Below are 17167 nucleotides of genomic sequence, written 5' to 3'. Positions count from 1 at the left end.
CACTTGCTCCGGACTGGGCTCCCACGCCCAGTTGCCGTGAATACAGTGAAGAAGGCGCAAGCCAATTTTGGCTTGGCGCCCACAAACCAGGGAGTCGACTTTGAAATGGATGAACTTGGCCCGCCTAACCGGGCACGCAGTAACGTTTGCGAGTCTCGTAGCTTTGCAGGCTTGTGGCGGTTCCGGCGGAGGAGACAACGTCAGCCCACCACCGGCAGTGGCTGGAAAAATCGCCCTGTTTGCGGGTGACGTGGGGGGCGTTGGAAACCTGGATGGAGCTCGCGGCAACGCAACCTTCTATGGCATCCAAAGTCTGACGGTGGACCCTGCAGGCAATCTCATGGTGGCCGAGGTTGGCAACCACGCGGTGCGCAAAATTTCTTCTGACGGCACCGTGAGTACCGCTGCCGGTGGCGATATGGTCGCGGCATTCGCTGACGGGCAAGGGGTAGCCGCCAAGTTTCTGAATCCGCAATTTATTGCGGCGGACACCAAGGGCAACTGGTACGTTTCTGACAACGGAGAATACATACGCAAGGTGACGCCTCAAGGCGTGGTTACCACGCTGGCAAACGTCTCGACCAATTGGAACTGCCAGAGTTCATCGATGGTTTTCTGCCATGTTGGCAAACCTTTGGCGGTGGACGTTGCGGGTACGGTGTATTTCACCGCCAATAACCAGCTGCGCAAGCTGGGGGCAAACGGCCAAATGGAGACTTTGGTCAATGCCATCAGTTCGCGGGGGCTACCCACTCCGGCGTTTTCGTTTGTCTACCTGGCCTCTGGCTTGGTGGTGGATGCACAGGGGACGATCTATATCGCTGACCGTAACCAGCCTGTGATTCGCAAAGTCTCGCCTGCGGGCGAGATGACGATACTGGCCGGCTCGGAAGAGTCAAGCCAGGCTGTGGACGGGCAGGGTAGCGCTGCGCGTTTTGTGGAACTTCAAGCCATCACGATAGATGCCGTGGGCAACTTGTACGTGTTGGAAGGCAACGGTGCTATCCGTAAAGTTACGCCTGCTGGTTTGGTCTCCACTGTTCGGCGGCCAACACAGACATGGAGTTCAGGCTGGTCGTACAGCTTTACCGGGTTTGCACGGGATGCAGCTGGAAACTTCTACCTGTCTGCGCTCGGTGCTGGCGGAAATGCACCTGTTTTTGGGAATACTGCCATCCTGAAAATTGATGCTCAAGGTGTTGAAAGTGTTTATGCGGGCCACAAGGGACTGGAAGGTGAGGGGGATGGAATTGGCAGCGCTGCACAGTTCTCTGATCCGCGCAGCCCATCCATCGATGGGAATGGCAATCTGGTCGTACTCGACCGGTTCGTTAATCCCAACAGCCACTTGTCGGGCCACATTGACGACTCCTACTCTCTGCGCCGCATAAGCCCAGAAGGCGGCACAACGAGTATCGTTCGCATGGAATATCAAAATGCGATGAGCGGAGCGGCCGTAGATCGACGAGGCAATACATATGTCGGCGGTGGGAAGCGCATTCGAGTGATTGCTCCCGACGGCACAGTCCAATCATTCTTTGAAGGCAGCGAGAGTCTTCCCGATGGATTGAAGGTGTTGGCGGTAGATAGCTCCGGTGCGGTGTATGTAGCCGCAGGCTCAACAGTACCGGCCGCAGGCCTGCCTATTTTTGTGCCCACAAGGCCGTATGGAGCAATTTACAAGATCAATTCGGACAAGACCGTGAGTCTGCTGGCTGGCAGGGCGGGCGTTCAGGGCCTGGTGGATGGCATGGGGGATTCCGCTCGGTTTTCTTCCATTGGCGGTGGCGCGCTGGACTCTGCAGGTAATCTGTATGTGGCGGATCCCGCCAATCATGTGGTCCGCAAAGTTACTCCAGCGGGCTTGGTCAGCACCATCGCCGGTCAACCCGGCGTTCTTGGCTACAACGATGGGGCGGCGGCGCAGGCTAAATTCTGGTTCCCCGTGGATGTCAAGATCGATGGTCAGGACAACTTGTATGTGGCTGATCGCAACAATGCTTTGGTGCGCAAGATCACTACCAGTGGTGTGGTGAGCACCGTAGTTGGCACGGTTGGAAAGTACGGTTTTGTACCTGGCGCCTTGCCGAGTGTGATTCCTCCCCCAGAAGGCATTGCGCTGAAAGACTCCGCGCTCTTTATTACGACGCGCAATGGGGTGTTGAGGGCTGATCTGTAACACAGAAGAGGCTGGCGCTCATTCTGCGTGCGGGATGGCTGCTGGCAGCCCGCTGTAGCGAATTCAAGTCGCCTCCTTGGGGGCTGCGTCAAAGTGCCCGGACAAAAGTCGTGGAAAATAGAGGGTTTTCTGCCGCTACCTCTGGGGCAGAACATCCGCCCGGCCTCCCAATCACTTTTGCTCCTCTGAGCTTGTCCATGTCAGACGTCAACCCCTCCAAGATCTCTGTCGAGAAAATCGGCGGCACCTCCATGACCGCCTTTGGCGATGTGCTGCGCCACATCATGCTGCACGATCCCAAGCGCATTTATGGCCGGATCTATGTGGTGTCTGCCTACTCTGGCGTGACGAACCAGTTGCTGGAGCACAAGAAGACGGGCGAGCGCGGCATCTACGCCCTGTTTGCAGAGGGCAAGGGCTACCAGGACGCCTTGACCCAACTGGCCGCCAGCCTGAAAAAGCTGAACGCGGGCTATGCCGACCTGGGCCTGCCGCTGGATGTGGCCGATGCCTTCATCGACCAGCGCATTGGCCAGGCGCGTGAATATCTGAACGCCATGCAGCACGTGCTGGCCAGCGGCTATCTGAGCCGCAAGGATGTGCTGCTGGCCGCGCGGGAAGTGCTGGCCTCCATTGGCGAGTCGCACAGCGCGTTCAACTCGGTCGAGATCCTCAAGGTCAATGGCGTCAACGCCATCCTGATGGACCTGGCCGGTTTTGACGACAATGAAGCCTGGACCATTGATGAGCGCATTGCGCAAAGCTTCAAGGGCCTGGACCTGAGCGACAAGGTGGTGGTGGCCACTGGCTATACCAAGGGCACCGAAGGCATCATGCGCGAGTTTGACCGCGGTTATTCCGAGGTCACCTTCAGCAAGATCGCCGTGGAAGTGCGCCCCGCCGAGGCCGTGATCCACAAGGAATTCCACCTCTCGTCCGCCGACCCCAACCTCGTAGGCCTCGAAAACGCCATCGTGGTGGGTGCCACCAACTACGACGTGGCCGACCAGCTGGCCGACGTGGGCATGGAAGCCATCCACCCCAAGGCCGCCAAGCCCATGGAGCTGGCCGGCATTCCCATCCGCCTGAAGAATACCTTTGAGCCTGACCACCCCGGCACGCTCATCACCAAGGATTTTGTGGGTGAGCGCGCGCGTGTGGAGATCGTGACCGGCACCGACAAGGTCACGCTGATCGAGATCCACGACCCCAGCATGGTGGGCACGGTGGGCTTTGATGCGGGCCTGATGAACGTGTTCTGCAAGCACGACGTGAGCTACATCCTGAAGGCAACCAACGCCAACTCCATCGCCCATCTGGTGTGGGACAACCAGGTCACGCCCGAGCTGGTGGCCGAGCTGCAGGAGGGCTACCAGGTCGTGACGATCAAGCCCAGTGCGATCGTGTGCACCATCGGCTCCAACATTAGTATCCCGGGCGTGCTGGCCAAGGCGGCGCAGGCGCTGGCTGATGCGCAGGTCAACGTGAACTGCGTGTCGCAAACCCTGCGTCAGGTGAACATGCAGTTCGTGATCGAGCGCGAGGATTACAAGACCGCGATCAAGGCGCTGAACCTGGCACTGTGCGTGAACTCAGGAACTCCGGTTCCACGCGTTTGAAGGAATAGCTGCAGGCTTGCCTGCAGCTAAGCCCTTCCATAAGGAGCCCGCCATGTGCGGGCTTTTTATCGCCTGGATGTCTCCGTCAGCCGGCGCCGAGCAGCCTTTCGAAAAGGTCCGTTCCACCCATCTGCCCACCCTTGAGCATCAGCTCCAGCCCGTTGCGCGACGGGTTTGCACTGTGCGCGCGGCTCAGCGTGACCCCTGGGCAGACCGTCGTTTGGTACGACAAGCCCCACAGCTGAAGCGCCTGTACGGCGTGGCTGGAGGTGTCGCCGCCCGCAATGCCAATGCGCCCCAGGGGCGTGCCGTTGTCGGCCTGCGCCTGCACCACACCGGCGACCAGGGCCGCGCTGGCGGGGGCGACGGCTGCTGAAGCACCACTGGACGGAGCAGGGGCGCCGTTCGTTGGCCCGGTGTAGGCCAGTACATGACAGCCTTGTTGCAGCCCGGCGCATATCGCGCGCTGGGTGGCCTGGGCGTACGTTGTGTCGGTGCCCAGGCGCTGGGCGTCCACAGGGATGCGTTGGTAAGACGTTGCAGCCTGGACCTGGGCCGCCGTGATCGGTGACAGGCTGCCCGCCCAGGCGAATACGGGGCCGGGGGAGGGCGCCAAGGCGGGGGCGGGGTGGCTTGCGTGGGCTCCCCAGCACGCGATCAGCGCCTGGGCCACGGAGCTGGGCCCCACGGCGAGCAGGCGGGCGTGTTGTGCCTGTTGCCAGAGCAGGCGCCCCACGCTGGCCAGCTGGTCTGCACTGGTCAGGTCCAGCAGCGTGGGCACGAACGGCAAATCGGGCAGATCGGCCGGGCCGTTGTCCAGAAGCGTGCCCAGTGCGGTGCGCAAGGTTGCCGCGTTTGGCCCTGTATCCGCTTCAAACAACGGGTAATGCAACGCCGTGATGCCCTGCAATCCTTGTTGCGCCAGGTGCACCCGCAAGTCTGCCTCGGCCATGGGGGTCACCGGGTGGCGGTGCATCGTCGGGTGCCGGTCAATGCGGTAGACGGCTCCACCCGTCCCGGCCGCGGCAAACAGATTGCTGAACGAGCAGTATCTGCCCAGGCTGGGCTGTCCGCCGAGGATGGGCACCCAGCGGTTGTCCACACTGGGGTGCAGGGTCTGGATGGCGCAGGCAATGTTGCCAACATGCGGTGCGCTGTCGAAGGTGGAACACACCTTGTAGTGCAGCACGGTGGGCGCAATTTGCCTGAAAAATTGGCCCACACCGGCCAGCTCGACGCGCATGGCGTTGGGGTCCATCGCACGCGCGGCGCCGGCAATGCCGATGGCATCCAGCGGCCCGGCGGCCACCAACGCTTGTGCGCTGGGCACGCCCATGAACAGCATGGACCGCAGGCCCGCCTGGGCCAGCACGGCCAGGGTGTCGGTGGCGCCGGTGAAGTCGTCGCCGTACCAGCCAAACCGGGGGGCTGTGGTGGTCATGATTCAGGACTTCTTGCCGAAGAATTCGATGGCCCGGCGCAGATCGGGGGCGTGGGCCGCGCGCTCGGCCAGGGTTTCGCCCGTCTGCACCGCATCCCACGCCTGCTGCAGGCTGGCCACGCCCGCAGCGGGGCCGTCCGGGTGGGCCAGGATGCCGCCGCCAGACATGAACAGCAGGTCGTTGGACTGGATGCTGTCCCACGTGGCGGGCACCGTGCCGGCCCACTGGCCGTTGGAGAAGGCGGGCAACACGCGGTCGTCCAGGCCTTCGCACAGCGGGGCCAGGGTGTCGTGGGCGGATTCGATCACTTCTTCATCGGTCTGCGAGAACTTGCCTTGCAGACCATGCACGTGCATATGGTCCACACCGGCCAGGCGCCACAGCGTCTGCCAGGCGTTGAACGAGAAGCCCAGCAGCGGGTGGCGCGACAGCGCGCCGTAGCCGTTGCGGTGGCCGTGCAGCGCCAGCGGGCTGTGGCGGCGCAGGGTTTGCACGGCCGAATAGCCGCACCAGTTCAGGCTCACCATCACACAGGTGCCACCCTCGGCGGCAATCAGGTCGGCGTGGCGGCGCATGGCGTCGGCCTCGTCGGTGATGTTGAAGGCCACCATCACCCGCTTGCCGGTTTTGTCCTGGTGGGCGCGCACGCGGCGCATCACGGCCTTGACGCGGTCGGCCAGCGGCGCGTGCACCGGGTTGGCACAGACCTCGTCGTCCTTGATGAAGTCCACCCCGGCGGCGCACAAGCGGCCTGCCAGGTCGCCGGTTTCTTCGGCCGACAAACCCACGTTGGGTTTGATGATGGTGCCGATCAGCGGGCGCCCCTGCACACCCGTCAGCGCGCGGGTGCCGCTGATGCCGTGGCGGGGCATGTCGAACTGCGCGCGGTAGGCGCTGGGCAGTTTCATCGACTCCAGGCGCAGGCCGGTGACCTCGCCCAGGTCGTACAGATTGCCCGACACCGTGGCGGCCAGCGTCGGCAGGTTGGGGCCGATGTTGTCGCACGGAAAGCTCACGCGCAGCCGGGCGCGTTGCCAGGTCTGCGGGGTGTCAAACATGCCGCGCCGCTGCATCCAGCCGTTGGGCAGCGAAGGGGCGGGCGCCACATCCAGCAGCTCGACCGATTCGACCGTGGCGCGGGAGCGTTCACGCAGCGCGTCGGTCTCGCCCTCGACCCGGGTGAAGGTGCCACACGATTGTTCGCCCGCCAGCACTTCGGCCACGTGGGCCGGGTCCAGCGGGGTCTCGATCAGGTAGGTGGCTTCAAAGCGGTCTGGGGACATGGTGGGTGAACTACTGTTTTGATAGTTGCTAGCGCTTATGGAATAAGCGCCAGAGGCCAATTTGGCTTGAAATTCTGGGTGTCTTCAGATCTTGGACAGGTCCGGAAACGGCCGCACCGGGTCGGTCGTCCCGTCCCAGGTTTCGGACTCCGAACGGATCAGGTCAAACATGCGGCCCTTGGGGCCTGCCACTTCCGACAGCTCGATCACGGTGCCGGGGTGGTACTCGGTGTCGAAGTACACAAACCGGCCCTTTTCGCCCACCTCGCCGCTCATCACCGTCTTGAAGCCCTGGGCCGTCAAACGCGCCAAGTCGGCGTCGTAGTCGGTTGTCCAGTACGCCACGTGTTGCAGCCCGGTGCGCCCGGCCTGCAGAAAGTCGCGGTACATCGACGGCACATCGTTGCGCGTCTGGATCAGCTCGACCTGCACATAGCCAGAGTTGGCCAGCGCCACCGAGTTGTGCGGCTCGTACGACTCGCCTTTGTAGACGTAGTTCTTGATCGGGACCTTGGGGTTGTAAAACCATGGGCCCACGCCCAGTGTCTTGCTCCAGTAGTCCATGGCGGCTTCGATGTCGTGGACCACATAGCCAAGTTGGCGGATGGCGCCGAAATGACGGCTCATAAAAATTTCCTTTGGTGGTGATGCGTCAGGGCAGGGCGCAGCCGGGCGGGGCCCATCAGGCGCCGCCCAGGCCGCAGGCTTATTTGCTTACTTCGCGCCGTCGACGATTTCTTTGGGGATCGGCACGCCCGCGTACTTCACATGGATGTCGTTCAACTTGCCGTTGGCCAGGTTCGTCTTGATCCAGCCATTGACGGCAGCCATCAGCTCGGGCTGGCCCTTGCGCATGGCCACGCCCAGCTGGTACGACTGCAGGATGAACTTGGTCTCGAAGTCGCGCGACGGGTTCTTCTTGGCGATGGCCGCGATGATCGGCGGCGTGATGGCCACGATGTCTGCCTGGCCGGTGGCGGCCGCGGTGATGGAGGCGGATTCGTCATCAAAGCGCACCACCTTGGCCTGCGGCGCGCGCTCGGTCACGATCTTGTCTTGCGGGCCACCGCGGGTCACGGCCACGGTCTTGCCCGCCAGGTCGTCAATGCTGGTCAGCTTGAGGCTCTTGGGCGCGCCCACCGCAGCCTGGATGGCGCCGTAGGGGATGGAGAAGTCCACCGCCTTTTGGCGCTCGGGCGTGATCGACAGCGACGAGATGATCAGGTCCACCTTGTTCGACAGCAGGTTGGGAATGCGCGCGGAGTTGGTCGTGTTCACGATCTCCAGCGTCAGGCCCAGGTCCTTGGCCAGCAGCTCGGCCGCTTCCACGTCCGAGCCCACGGGCTTCATCTTTTCGTCCACGTAGCCATAGAACGGCGCGCCAAAGTCGATGCCCACGCGCAGCTTGCCGGCGGACTTGATGTCGGCCAGCTCGGCCATGGCGGGCATGCACAGGGCGGCGGCGCCCATGGCCAGCATGGTGCGGCGGAAGATGAGGGAAGCGGTCATGGTGGTTGTCTCCTGGTGGTTTTTGAATAGCGAATCGAAAGGGGCAGGCCTGAAACTCAAAGCCCGTGCGACAGGAAATCGCGCAGCTCGGCGGTCTGCGGGTGTTTGAGCATGTCGCCCGGGCCCGTCTCCCACACCTTGCCTTCGTGCATGTAGATGATGGTGTCGGCCACGCGGGCGGCAAACTCCATCTCGTGGGTGACCAGCACCATGGTCATGCCGCCCTGGGCCAGGGCTTCGATCACGCGCAGCACCTCGCCGGTCAGTTGCGGGTCCAGTGCAGAGGTCACTTCGTCGAACAGCATCACCTGCGGCTCCATCGCCAGCGACCGGGCAATGGCCACGCGCTGCTGCTGCCCGCCCGAGAGCTGCTCGGGGTAGGCCTGCGCCTTGTCCGCCAGGCCCACCTGCTGCAGCGTGCGGGCGGCAATCTCGCGCGCCTTGGCTGCGGGCATGTTCTTCACGGCCTTGGGGGCCAGGGTGATGTTCTGCTCCACCGTGAGGTGCGGGAACAGGTTGTAGCTCTGGAACACGATGCCCACGTCCTGGCGCAGCTGGCGCAGATCGATGGCCGGGTCGTGCACCGCGTGGCCGCAGACGTTGATGGTGCCGCTGTCGATGATCTCCAGCCGGTCGATACACCGCAGCGCCGTGCTCTTGCCCGAGCCGCTCTTGCCGATGATGGCCACCACCTGGCCCCGGGGAATGGCAAACGACACGCCCTTGAGCACCTGGTTGCTGCCAAAGCTTTTGTGCACGTCTTTTAGTTCAACGACGGGCTGCGCAGGCGAGGCTGCTGGCTGGGAGGGTTGTGCGGCAGCATCTCGGGCGAGGTTCATGGTGTCTTCTCGTTTCATGCGGTGGTCACAGAAGGGGTGGCTGTGCCACGGTTGTTTCCAAACTGCTGGCGCTGCTCCAGCTTGCGGCTCCAGACGGACAGCGGGTAGCACATCGCAAAGTAGACGATGGCGATCAGCAGGTACACGGTGAAAGGCTGAAAGATGGAGTTGTTGATGAGCTGCCCGGCACGCACCAGCTCGATAAACCCCACGATGGACGCGAGCGACGTGTTCTTGACGATCTGCACCATGAAGCCCACCGTGGGCGGCGTGGCAATGCGCACTGCCTGCGGCAGCACCACCAGCCGCATGCGCTGGGTGCGCGACAGGGCCAGGCACTCGGCCGCCTCCCACTGTGTGCGCGGCACCGACTCGATGCACCCGCGCCAGATCTCGCCCAGATACGCGCTGACGTAAACAATCATCGCAATGCTGGCCGCCACGATGGCGGGCAGCTCCAGCCCGGCAATGCTCAGGCCGAAGTAACACAGGAACAGCACCACCAGCAGCGGCGTGCCCTGGATGATCTGGATCCACGCAATCGTCGCCCAGCGCACCGCCTTGATGGGGCTGACGCGGCACAGGGCAATCACGCCTCCGGCCACGCCGCCGCCCACAAACGCAATCAGCGACAGCCCGATGGTCCACAGCGCGCCGAACAGCAGGTACTGCAGGTGATAAGAGTTGAGGCCACCGTCAATCATTTAGCGCTCCCCAATTTGCGTTGGCGCGTGAACACGATCTGCCCGAGCACCCACAGCCCCAGCCGCATCAACAGCGACAGCGCCAGGTACGCCACCGCCACCAGGATGTAAGCCTCAAACGGGCGGAAGGTCTCAGACTGCACCCGCGCCGCCACGGCCGTGAGTTCTTCCACCGAGATCTGCGAGGTGATGGACGAGGCCAGCATCAGCAGCACAAACTGGCTGGTGAGCGCGGGGTACACCTTCTCCATCGCCGGGCGCAGCACCACATGCCAGTACACCTGCCGGCGCGTTAGGCCCAGGCATTCGGCCGCCTCGATCTGGCCCTTGTGGATCGAATCCATGCCCGCCCGCATGATTTCGCAGGTGTAGGCCGCCACGTTGATCACCAGCGTCAGCAGCGCCGCAGCAAACGCCGACACCTTGAAGCCCAGACTGGCCAGGCCAAAGAACACCAGAAACACCTGCACCAGCAGCGGCGTGTTGCGCAGCACCTCTACATAGGCACCGCAGGCCTTGGCCAGCCAGCGCTGGTCGCTGCGCCGGCCAATGGCCAGCAGCGTGCCGCCCACAAAACCGATCACGGTGGCCGGGAAGGACAGCAGGATGGTCATCCAGGCCCCTTCCAGAAACTGGGGCCAGTTGGCCAGCACGCTGGCAAAGTCGAAGTCGTATTGCATGGACGCGGCGGCGATGCTTCAGCGCACGCAGGCGGGGCGCCTAGTCACGAACGGCACGAAGGGCACGGGCGAGCCCGAGGCGCGGCACGCGGCGCGAATTGGGGTATCAGGCATGTCTTGTCTCCTGCGCAATCGGTCTTGGCCGCTGCAACCTAGGGTTTGTACTGATGGTTTCTGATGCCTTTCAGCATCGAACGCCCAGTGATACTATCCGCGGAATCCATCAAATACCAGCAAACTAAATGATGGTTTTTGATTGAATTGCACATGGCCCAAAACCCGCCCAACCCCAGCAGTCCTCGCAGCCCGCGCATCCCCGACATCGCCCAGTTGTCCGGCGTGTCCACTGCCACGGTCGATAGGGTGCTGAACCAGCGCTCGGGCGTGCGCAACGCCACCGCGCAGCGGGTGCTGCAGGCCGCAGCCACCCTGGGCTACCTGCCGCAGGCCGAGTTGCACGCAGCGCTGCAACCGCAGCCCCTGCGCCTGATGGTGCTGATCCCCGAGGGCAGCAACCGCTTTCTGCAAATGCTGGGCGACGTGATCGGCTACGCGCAAGACCACTGGGCGCCGTTCAACGTGCGCTGCCATGCGGCGTACATCGAAAGCTTCAACCCCGACGCACTGGCCAAAGCGCTGCTGCACTATGGCAAGCGCTGCGACGGCATCGCCTTCATGGCGCTGGAGCACCCCGTGGTGCGCGAGGCCGTGGCCCAGCTGGCAGAGCAGGGCGTGCCCACCGTCACACTCATTTCAGACCTGTCTAACTCGCGCCGCGTGGCCTATGTCGGCCTGGACAACCGCGCCGCAGGCCGCACCGCCGCCTACCTGATCGCCCGCTTCATGGGCCCGCTGGCCCACAGCCGCAAGGCGCATGTGGCTATGATTGTTGGCTCATTGCGCTACCGCGCCCACGAGGAGCGTGAGGCGGGCTTTTTGCACCTTTTTGAAGAACAGTTCCCCCTGGTGCAGGTGGTGGGCGTGCGCGAAGGCCAGGACGACGCCGAACGCAACTACCGCCAGGCCCGCGCGCTGCTGGAGCAGCACGACGACCTGGCAGGCATCTACAACATCGGCGGCGGGGCTGAAGGCATTGGGCGGGCGCTGAAAGAGGCCGGTGCAGACCGCAAGATCGTGTTCATCGGCCATGGCCTTACGCCGGATACGCGGGCGCTGCTCATCGACGGGACGATGGATGCGGTCATCACGCAGAACCCACAGGGCGCGGTGATGAACTGCGTGCGGATTTTTGCCAACTTGCGGGATGGGCGGGAGCCGACGAGTGGGGTGGAGACGACGCGGAGTCAGGTGATATTCCGGGAGAATTTGCCGTAGGGGTGGTGCTGCGCCGCGTTGAAGGCAGGCCAACAGGCGGGCGACGGTGTGCTCTGTATGGGGACACCTATGCTGAGCTGGCTCATTGACCGCTCAAGGCTGGTTGCTGTCGCTCGACCGCAGTCGTTGAACGACTGCTACGATCAGGAGCAGACGGTGAAGAACATCACTGGGGCGTTTTTCTGCACCGCAAGAACTGACACAGCTACCGTGGTCACTCGTGGACAACCGCGTCTAGAAGGCGCATGGTCTTTGTCCCCCCACTCGATGGGAGACCATCATGGAATCCGTTGCAGCCGTCGTTCATCGCGAGCCCTGGAACAAGGGAAAGATCGTTGGTCAGAAGGCGCCCTTCAAGCCCAAAGACATCTGGGCGCTGCGAGTGCGCCTCCAGATGGAGAACCGGGTGCGCGAGCTTGCGCTCTTCAATCTGGGAATAGACAGCAAGCTACGCGGATGCGACTTGGTCGCCCTCAAGGTCCGTGATATTTGCCATGGCGATCAAGTCGCTTCGCGAGCTACGGTCATGCAGCACAAAACTCATCATCCCGTCCAGTTCGAGATCACTGCAACCACTCGTGAAGTGCTTCAGCAATGGATCAAGACCGCCAAGTTGAAATCAGAAGACTTTATCTTTCCGAGCCGACTTCACAAGTCGCCGCATCTCGGGACGCGTCAGTACGCCCGAATACTTGAGCGCTGGGTGTTGCAGCTTGGTTTGGATCCCGCAGAGTATGGAACGCACTCTATGCGACGAACCAAGGCTACGCTTATCTACCGCAGAACCAAGAATCTGCGCGCTGTCCAGCTACTGCTTGGCCATTCAAAAATCGAGTCAACTGTCCGCTACCTTGGCATTGAAGTCGACGATGCTCTTGAGCTGTCCGAACAGACCGAGATTTGAGTTGACGGAGCACAAAATTTCCATCGGCGGGCGGCTAAGTTGAGGGCTTTAGATTTCCGGGAGCTGTGGGATCGCGAAGGGCATCCCGCGGCGCAACGCGGATAGCGGCAACATCTTTCAGCCCCTGCGAATCGCTATTGCATCACCGCAACATTGGCTGCATCGAAGCTCACTACTGACGGACACCAACACTCTTAAGTCCGCAGCCAAAAAAAGGGCTAGCGCCCAAGAACGCCAGCCCTCCCTGAAAAAACTAGGTTCTACCTATCAATCACAGCAGCCCAACATTTCCAGGCAGCACTCGGCGAGATCTGCGCAGCAATCGGTTTGGGCCATGGCCACGCCTGCAATCGACAGCAAGAGAGCGGCCACACTGAACTTCAAAAGTTTGTTCTTCATAGGAATGTTCCTGTTTAGGTTGGATGGAAATTGAGAAGTCAATCCAACCCTAGTCAGGAGGTCGCCATACCGATGCCCGCCAAGAAGCCCAGTCCTTCACGGAGCCTTCGGGCATGCCTGTGGACTGCGGCGAATTCGACCTGAGGGGGAGCGTGGAGCCCATCAGGTGCAAGCCGCAGGGTTGGCAGCCTGGGACGGCGCACCCGTCCATATCACCGCATTCGGTAATACAGCAATGTCCATAAGAAGAGACACTTGCCGACACCGTCTGGGTCAGGAAAACACCACCCAGCAATATCAGGCAAATGACAAGGATTTTTCGCACGACGGAACTGTACCGCAGGTGCCAACCGGCCACGAGAGACCCTCTGAAGTCCCAAATCTAGGCAAGCAGCGAAGCGAATTCCCCAGTCATTCGCGACGGCGCAATGCTGATGATTTCTGGCTCCACGACTTGATGCGTCACAAACGGGTCTTCTTCAACCCTGGCTGTCACCTCGGCCTTGCTGAGCTTGACTGCGAGCAGCGCACCGCCTTGCGCATTCTCCAGAGACCCGGCGAGCAAGAACACCCCATCGTTGATCCCCTTTTCAATCCACTCCTTGTGCCCGGCCATCCACTGCGCGGCTTGCGAACGATTGGGCCCGAACTTGAGCAAGACAATGTGCATGAGAGCTCTCTCCTATTAATAGCGATTTCAAAGTTGGAATCCGGATCTACTTTTGCGCGCCTTGACCCGTTGCATCCAGCACCCAGGCCTCAATCTGCTTGACCTCATGGCGAATGAAGGCCTCGTCATGAAAGGCGTTTGCCAAGGAGGCAATGCCTTGGCTTCGCGCCAACAGGTGCATCGCCAGCGCGTCAGCATCCTTGATGCGACCCAGCTCTACAAACTGCTGCGCCAGCCAGCGCCTGAACTGGCCAAAGATCATTCCCGCATCGCCTTGTGAGGGGTGTTCGAGCTTCGCCAGTTCGGCGCACAGCGTTCCTACTGGGCAACCGAAGCGCTGAATGTCCTTGCGGTTGTCGATCAGCATCTGGGCAAAGCACTTGAGCCTCTCGATAGGCGTGCGCCCCTTGAGTGCCCAGGCTTCCAGCATTCCTTGCGTCTTGGTCGCCCTGTGGGCAATGACTTCTTTGAGGATGTCGTCCTTGGTTTTGAAGTGGTAGTAGAAGTTGCCGCGTGAGATACCCACTGCGTCGGCAATGTCCGCGAACGATGTGTTCTCAAAGCCGCGTTGATAAAAAAGAAGATCGGCTTTCTCGACGATCTCCTGCCGTGTGCTGGGTTTGGGGTCGGTGAATTTCATGCTGCCGCCATTGTTGAGAGCGATTGCTCAGTGGCCGTTGAATAGTCTGTGTATCCACGCTCGTCTCCGCCATAGAACGTGGCCGGATCGGAGGGCACGAGAGGAAGATCTCGACGCAGCCGTGTGACCAAGTCCGGATTGGCAATGAAGGGCTTTCCGAAGGCAATCAGGTCGGCAGTGCCTCGCTCGATAGCTGCCATGGCTCTGGCTCTGTCGTAACCGTTGTTGGCAATGTAGGTGCCACCAAAGCGGCGCCGCAGTTCACGGTAGTCCACCGCCTGAACAGCGGCCGACATATCACCCTCCAGCAGGTGAAGATATGCCAGATTTAGTTTGGAGAGCTCTTGAGCGTAGTACCCAAAATGCGCTGCCGGGTCGCTGTCGCGCATGTCGTTGAAGCGGTTTTCTGGACTGAATCGCACACCGATACGTCCCTTCGGCCAAATCTCGCTGACGGCAGCCACAATCTCCAGCAGAAACGCCAACCGCCGCGCGGGTGATCCTCCATATCGGTCGCCTCGTTGATTGCTTCCATCCCGAAGGAACTGATCAATCAGGTAGCCATTCGCTGCGTGGATCTCGACACCGTCAAAGCCTGCAGCTTTTGCCACTGCGGCGGCCCTCTTGAACTGGTCCACCACTTGAGGGATCTCCGCAGTGGTCAGCTCTCTTGGCGTCAAGAACGGCTGCATTCCACCGTATGTGACTGCCAAGCCTTCGGGCTTGATCGCTGAAGGGGCGACGGGCATCTCTTCGTCCACCTGAAGACTGGGGTGTGAGATACGACCGCAGTGCTGTAGCTGGGCAAAGATATGCCCACCTTTGGCATGGACCGCGTCAGTGACCTTCCGCCATCCCTGCGCCTGTTCCTCCGTGTAGATCCCGGGCGTTCCGGGATATCCAACCCCCTGAGCCGACACGGGAGCAGATTCGGAGATCACAAGCCCGGCGTCACCACGCTGTCCGTAGTGGATCGCCATGAGAGGGGACGGTACGCCCTCTGATGCTGCGCGGTTGCGCGTCATCGGCGCCATGACGATCCGGTTGCTGAGCAACATGTCGCTCAGCATGAAGGGGGCAAAAAGCTCATGCATGCAAGACTCCGCAGATTTAGGTCATTTGTCCTAATATCGTAGGACGAATGACCTAATCATGTCAACACGCGCTTTGATGCTCGATCAATTCAAGGCGGTAGCCATCTGCTTGGGAATATTTCCTGCTATATTTGGTCGAACGTCCAAATATTCAAAACCCCATGAACCGACTTCAAGCCAACGACCGCGCTCCCGAACTTGTGACCCGAGACTTCCTTGGGGCGCCTGTCGATCTGCAATCCTTGCGTGGTCACAAGGTGATGCTGTCGTTCTATCGGTACGCTTCCTGCCCCTTGTGCAATCTGCGGATGCGCGATCTCATCCGTGGCTATGGCGCTTGGGCAGAGCAAGGACTGCGCATGATTGCGGTGTTCCAGTCACCCGCCTCTTCCATTGCAACTTATGTTGGGCGGCAAGATGCGCCATTTCCTATCGTTGCAGACCCGGCCATGGTGTTGTATCGCCGCTACCGCGTGGAACAACGCTGGACCGCGATGTTGACGCCGTCCGTTCTTCTGAACGCAGCCCGTGCGATGAAGGCTGGGATGCTGCCAGGCCGCGTGGAAGGGCCTGCCAACAGGATCCCGGCGGACTTCCTTATTCGCGAGGATGGGGTGATCGATGTTGCCTACTACGGCGCCGACGCGGGTGATCATGTGCCTTTGGAGCAGCTTGAACGCTGGCTTGGTGCTGCGCACCGGGCGGCGCAAAGGGCTTCCGCATGAAAGGCGAGCAAACCCGGCAGCGCGTGGTTTCAACAGCGTTGCGACTGTTTCATGAACGGGGTTATGGGAACACATCGTTGGCCGACGTAGCGGAACAGTCCGGGCTTCTCAAAGGCAACCTGGCTTACTACTTCAAGACAAAGCCGGACTTGCTGAGGGCGGTAACCGAAGCGCGACAGCATGCTGTAGGGGTAGCCATTTCGGGGGATAGTTCAGGCGGTTCCTTATCCTTGGACGTGTCAGACGCGCCGCCGCTGGCTGTCGTTGAGCGACTGCTCGCACATGTTGAGACATCGGCCCCGGAGCTTGCCGTGATGGGCTGCCCACTTGGCAGTCTGAGCACGGAACTCGGTAAGCTGGGTGACGACGATCTGCACCCCCAGGCGGCGGCCTTGCTTACTGGGTTGCTTGAATGGCTCCGGGCACAGTTTGCTCGCTCATGTACTGCTGAAGATGCCATGCGCCACGCTGAACATGTGCTGACCTGCCTGCAAGGCGCGGCGGTGGTGGCTCAAGCAAGCAGAGATCCCGGGGTGGTCATCCGGCAGGTGGATGGTTTGCGTCGGTGGTTGACATGTGAGGTGTTCGGGAAGGAGCGCTCCAAGAGCGGTTCTTCGGCCCCGAAGCCGACATCGACCGCAGCGCGTGCTGTCCCGTCCAAGAGGAGCAAGCCCCAATGAAAATCTATGAGGGTCACTGCCATTGCGGGACAGTGAAGTTCGAGGCTCTGATCAGCCTTCAAGATCCGTTTCGGTGCAACTGTAGTTTTTGCGTGCGCAGGGGCGCTGTGATGCACCGGGCAGAACCTGGGTCATTCCAATGGGCAAGCACTGATTCTGAGATGGGCACGAAGTCATATGGCTCGAAAGATTTCGCTCAACACTATTTTTGTACCCGCTGCGGGATCCAGTGCTTCACGGATATCCGGCGCAATGGCCAGCAAGCCTACGCGGTGAATCTGGCGTGCATTGACGGACTGGACTTGGGACAAATCTCCCCGCGAATGTTCGATGGTGCGAGCTTGCCCTGACGGCTGGCGGAAAGCCTTGCGCTTGAAAGAACGCGACTCGATTCGTCAAAGGGGCCAACATCGGTGGCCGGAGCGCCAATTCGAATGGCTTGTACGTACGATATGTGATCTATAC

Annotated in this window: 18 protein-coding genes; 7 read left to right on the top strand and 11 right to left on the bottom strand. The window is 61.3% G+C overall.

The window, feature by feature from the left end:
* The first annotated feature begins 100 nt into the window (after positions 1-100).
* Positions 101-2179 (top strand): NHL repeat-containing protein, encoded by a 2079-nt coding sequence (locus ACODS0_RS16785; protein ID WP_488836077.1) that lies wholly within the window; start codon positions 101-103, stop codon positions 2177-2179.
* Between the two features lie 197 nt (positions 2180-2376).
* Positions 2377-3798, top strand: a complete 1422-nt coding sequence (locus ACODS0_RS16780) for an aspartate kinase (RefSeq protein WP_488836076.1) — start codon at positions 2377-2379, stop codon at positions 3796-3798.
* A gap of 85 nt (positions 3799-3883) precedes the next feature.
* Here ACODS0_RS16780 and ACODS0_RS16775 read toward each other — a convergent pair whose 3' ends face one another.
* The 7 genes from ACODS0_RS16775 to ACODS0_RS16745 all read right to left on the bottom strand — a co-directional run bounded on the left by ACODS0_RS16775 (position 3884) and on the right by ACODS0_RS16745 (position 10255).
* Positions 3884-5239, bottom strand: a complete 1356-nt coding sequence (locus ACODS0_RS16775) for a four-carbon acid sugar kinase family protein (RefSeq protein WP_488836075.1) — start codon at positions 5237-5239, stop codon at positions 3884-3886.
* Positions 5240-5242: 3 nt separating this feature from the next.
* Entirely contained in the window at positions 5243-6523 is a 1281-nt protein-coding gene (locus ACODS0_RS16770) for a ribulose-bisphosphate carboxylase large subunit family protein (protein WP_488836074.1), read from the bottom strand.
* 84 nt (positions 6524-6607) lie between these two features.
* Entirely contained in the window at positions 6608-7150 is a 543-nt protein-coding gene (locus tag ACODS0_RS16765) for a VOC family protein (RefSeq protein ID WP_488836073.1), read from the bottom strand.
* Positions 7151-7237: 87 nt separating this feature from the next.
* Positions 7238-8032: a transporter substrate-binding domain-containing protein gene (locus ACODS0_RS16760; RefSeq protein WP_488836072.1), complete on the bottom strand. Its 795-nt coding sequence runs from the start codon at positions 8030-8032 to the stop codon at positions 7238-7240.
* A 56-nt stretch (positions 8033-8088) separates the two neighbouring features.
* Complete coding sequence (locus tag ACODS0_RS16755; RefSeq protein WP_488836071.1) at positions 8089-8871, bottom strand: amino acid ABC transporter ATP-binding protein; 783 nt, start codon at positions 8869-8871, stop codon at positions 8089-8091.
* A gap of 14 nt (positions 8872-8885) precedes the next feature.
* Entirely contained in the window at positions 8886-9575 is a 690-nt protein-coding gene (locus ACODS0_RS16750) for an amino acid ABC transporter permease (RefSeq protein WP_488836070.1), read from the bottom strand.
* A complete protein-coding gene (locus ACODS0_RS16745; protein ID WP_488836069.1) occupies positions 9572-10255 on the bottom strand; it encodes an amino acid ABC transporter permease in 684 nt (227 codons plus the stop codon). Before ACODS0_RS16745 ends, ACODS0_RS16750 begins: the two co-directional genes overlap by 4 nt.
* A gap of 267 nt (positions 10256-10522) precedes the next feature.
* Here ACODS0_RS16745 and ACODS0_RS16740 point away from each other — a divergent pair, with 267 nt between their 5' ends.
* Both ACODS0_RS16740 and ACODS0_RS16735 read left to right on the top strand, forming a co-directional pair.
* Positions 10523-11590, top strand: a complete 1068-nt coding sequence (locus ACODS0_RS16740; protein WP_488836068.1) for a LacI family DNA-binding transcriptional regulator — start codon at positions 10523-10525, stop codon at positions 11588-11590.
* A 280-nt stretch (positions 11591-11870) separates the two neighbouring features.
* Positions 11871-12494 carry a tyrosine-type recombinase/integrase gene (locus ACODS0_RS16735; protein WP_488836067.1) on the top strand — a complete coding sequence of 208 codons (624 nt, stop codon included), beginning with the start codon at positions 11871-11873 and terminating at the stop codon, positions 12492-12494.
* Positions 12495-12761: 267 nt separating this feature from the next.
* Here ACODS0_RS16735 and ACODS0_RS16730 read toward each other — a convergent pair whose 3' ends face one another.
* The 4 genes from ACODS0_RS16730 to ACODS0_RS16715 all read right to left on the bottom strand — a co-directional run bounded on the left by ACODS0_RS16730 (position 12762) and on the right by ACODS0_RS16715 (position 15297).
* Complete coding sequence (locus ACODS0_RS16730; protein WP_488836066.1) at positions 12762-12893, bottom strand: hypothetical protein; 132 nt, start codon at positions 12891-12893, stop codon at positions 12762-12764.
* 382 nt (positions 12894-13275) lie between these two features.
* Positions 13276-13563, bottom strand: a complete 288-nt coding sequence (locus tag ACODS0_RS16725) for a YciI family protein (protein ID WP_395456685.1) — start codon at positions 13561-13563, stop codon at positions 13276-13278.
* Between the two features lie 46 nt (positions 13564-13609).
* A complete protein-coding gene (locus tag ACODS0_RS16720; protein WP_488836065.1) occupies positions 13610-14203 on the bottom strand; it encodes a TetR/AcrR family transcriptional regulator in 594 nt (197 codons plus the stop codon).
* On the bottom strand, positions 14200-15297 hold the full coding sequence (locus tag ACODS0_RS16715) for an alkene reductase (RefSeq protein WP_488836064.1): 1098 nt from the start codon (positions 15295-15297) through the stop codon (positions 14200-14202). Before ACODS0_RS16715 ends, ACODS0_RS16720 begins: the two co-directional genes overlap by 4 nt.
* Before the next feature lie 161 nt (positions 15298-15458).
* On the opposite strand from ACODS0_RS16715, the gene ACODS0_RS16710 reads away from it, so the two are divergent.
* The 3 genes from ACODS0_RS16710 to ACODS0_RS16700 are packed head-to-tail and all read left to right on the top strand — an operon-like array spanning position 15459 to position 17052.
* A complete protein-coding gene (locus ACODS0_RS16710) occupies positions 15459-16022 on the top strand; it encodes a redoxin domain-containing protein (RefSeq protein ID WP_488836063.1) in 564 nt (187 codons plus the stop codon).
* Entirely contained in the window at positions 16019-16702 is a 684-nt protein-coding gene (locus tag ACODS0_RS16705) for a TetR/AcrR family transcriptional regulator (RefSeq protein WP_488836062.1), read from the top strand. The genes ACODS0_RS16710 and ACODS0_RS16705 overlap by 4 nt, the downstream gene beginning before the upstream one ends.
* Positions 16699-17052: a GFA family protein gene (locus ACODS0_RS16700; protein ID WP_108499318.1), complete on the top strand. Its 354-nt coding sequence runs from the start codon at positions 16699-16701 to the stop codon at positions 17050-17052. The genes ACODS0_RS16705 and ACODS0_RS16700 overlap by 4 nt, the downstream gene beginning before the upstream one ends.
* Positions 17053-17167 lie beyond the last annotated feature (115 nt).

This window comes from Acidovorax sp. FG60 (genome assembly GCF_057808995.1).
Note: the sequence above shows the minus strand (reverse complement) of the source record. Positions and strands in the feature narration are given on the sequence as shown.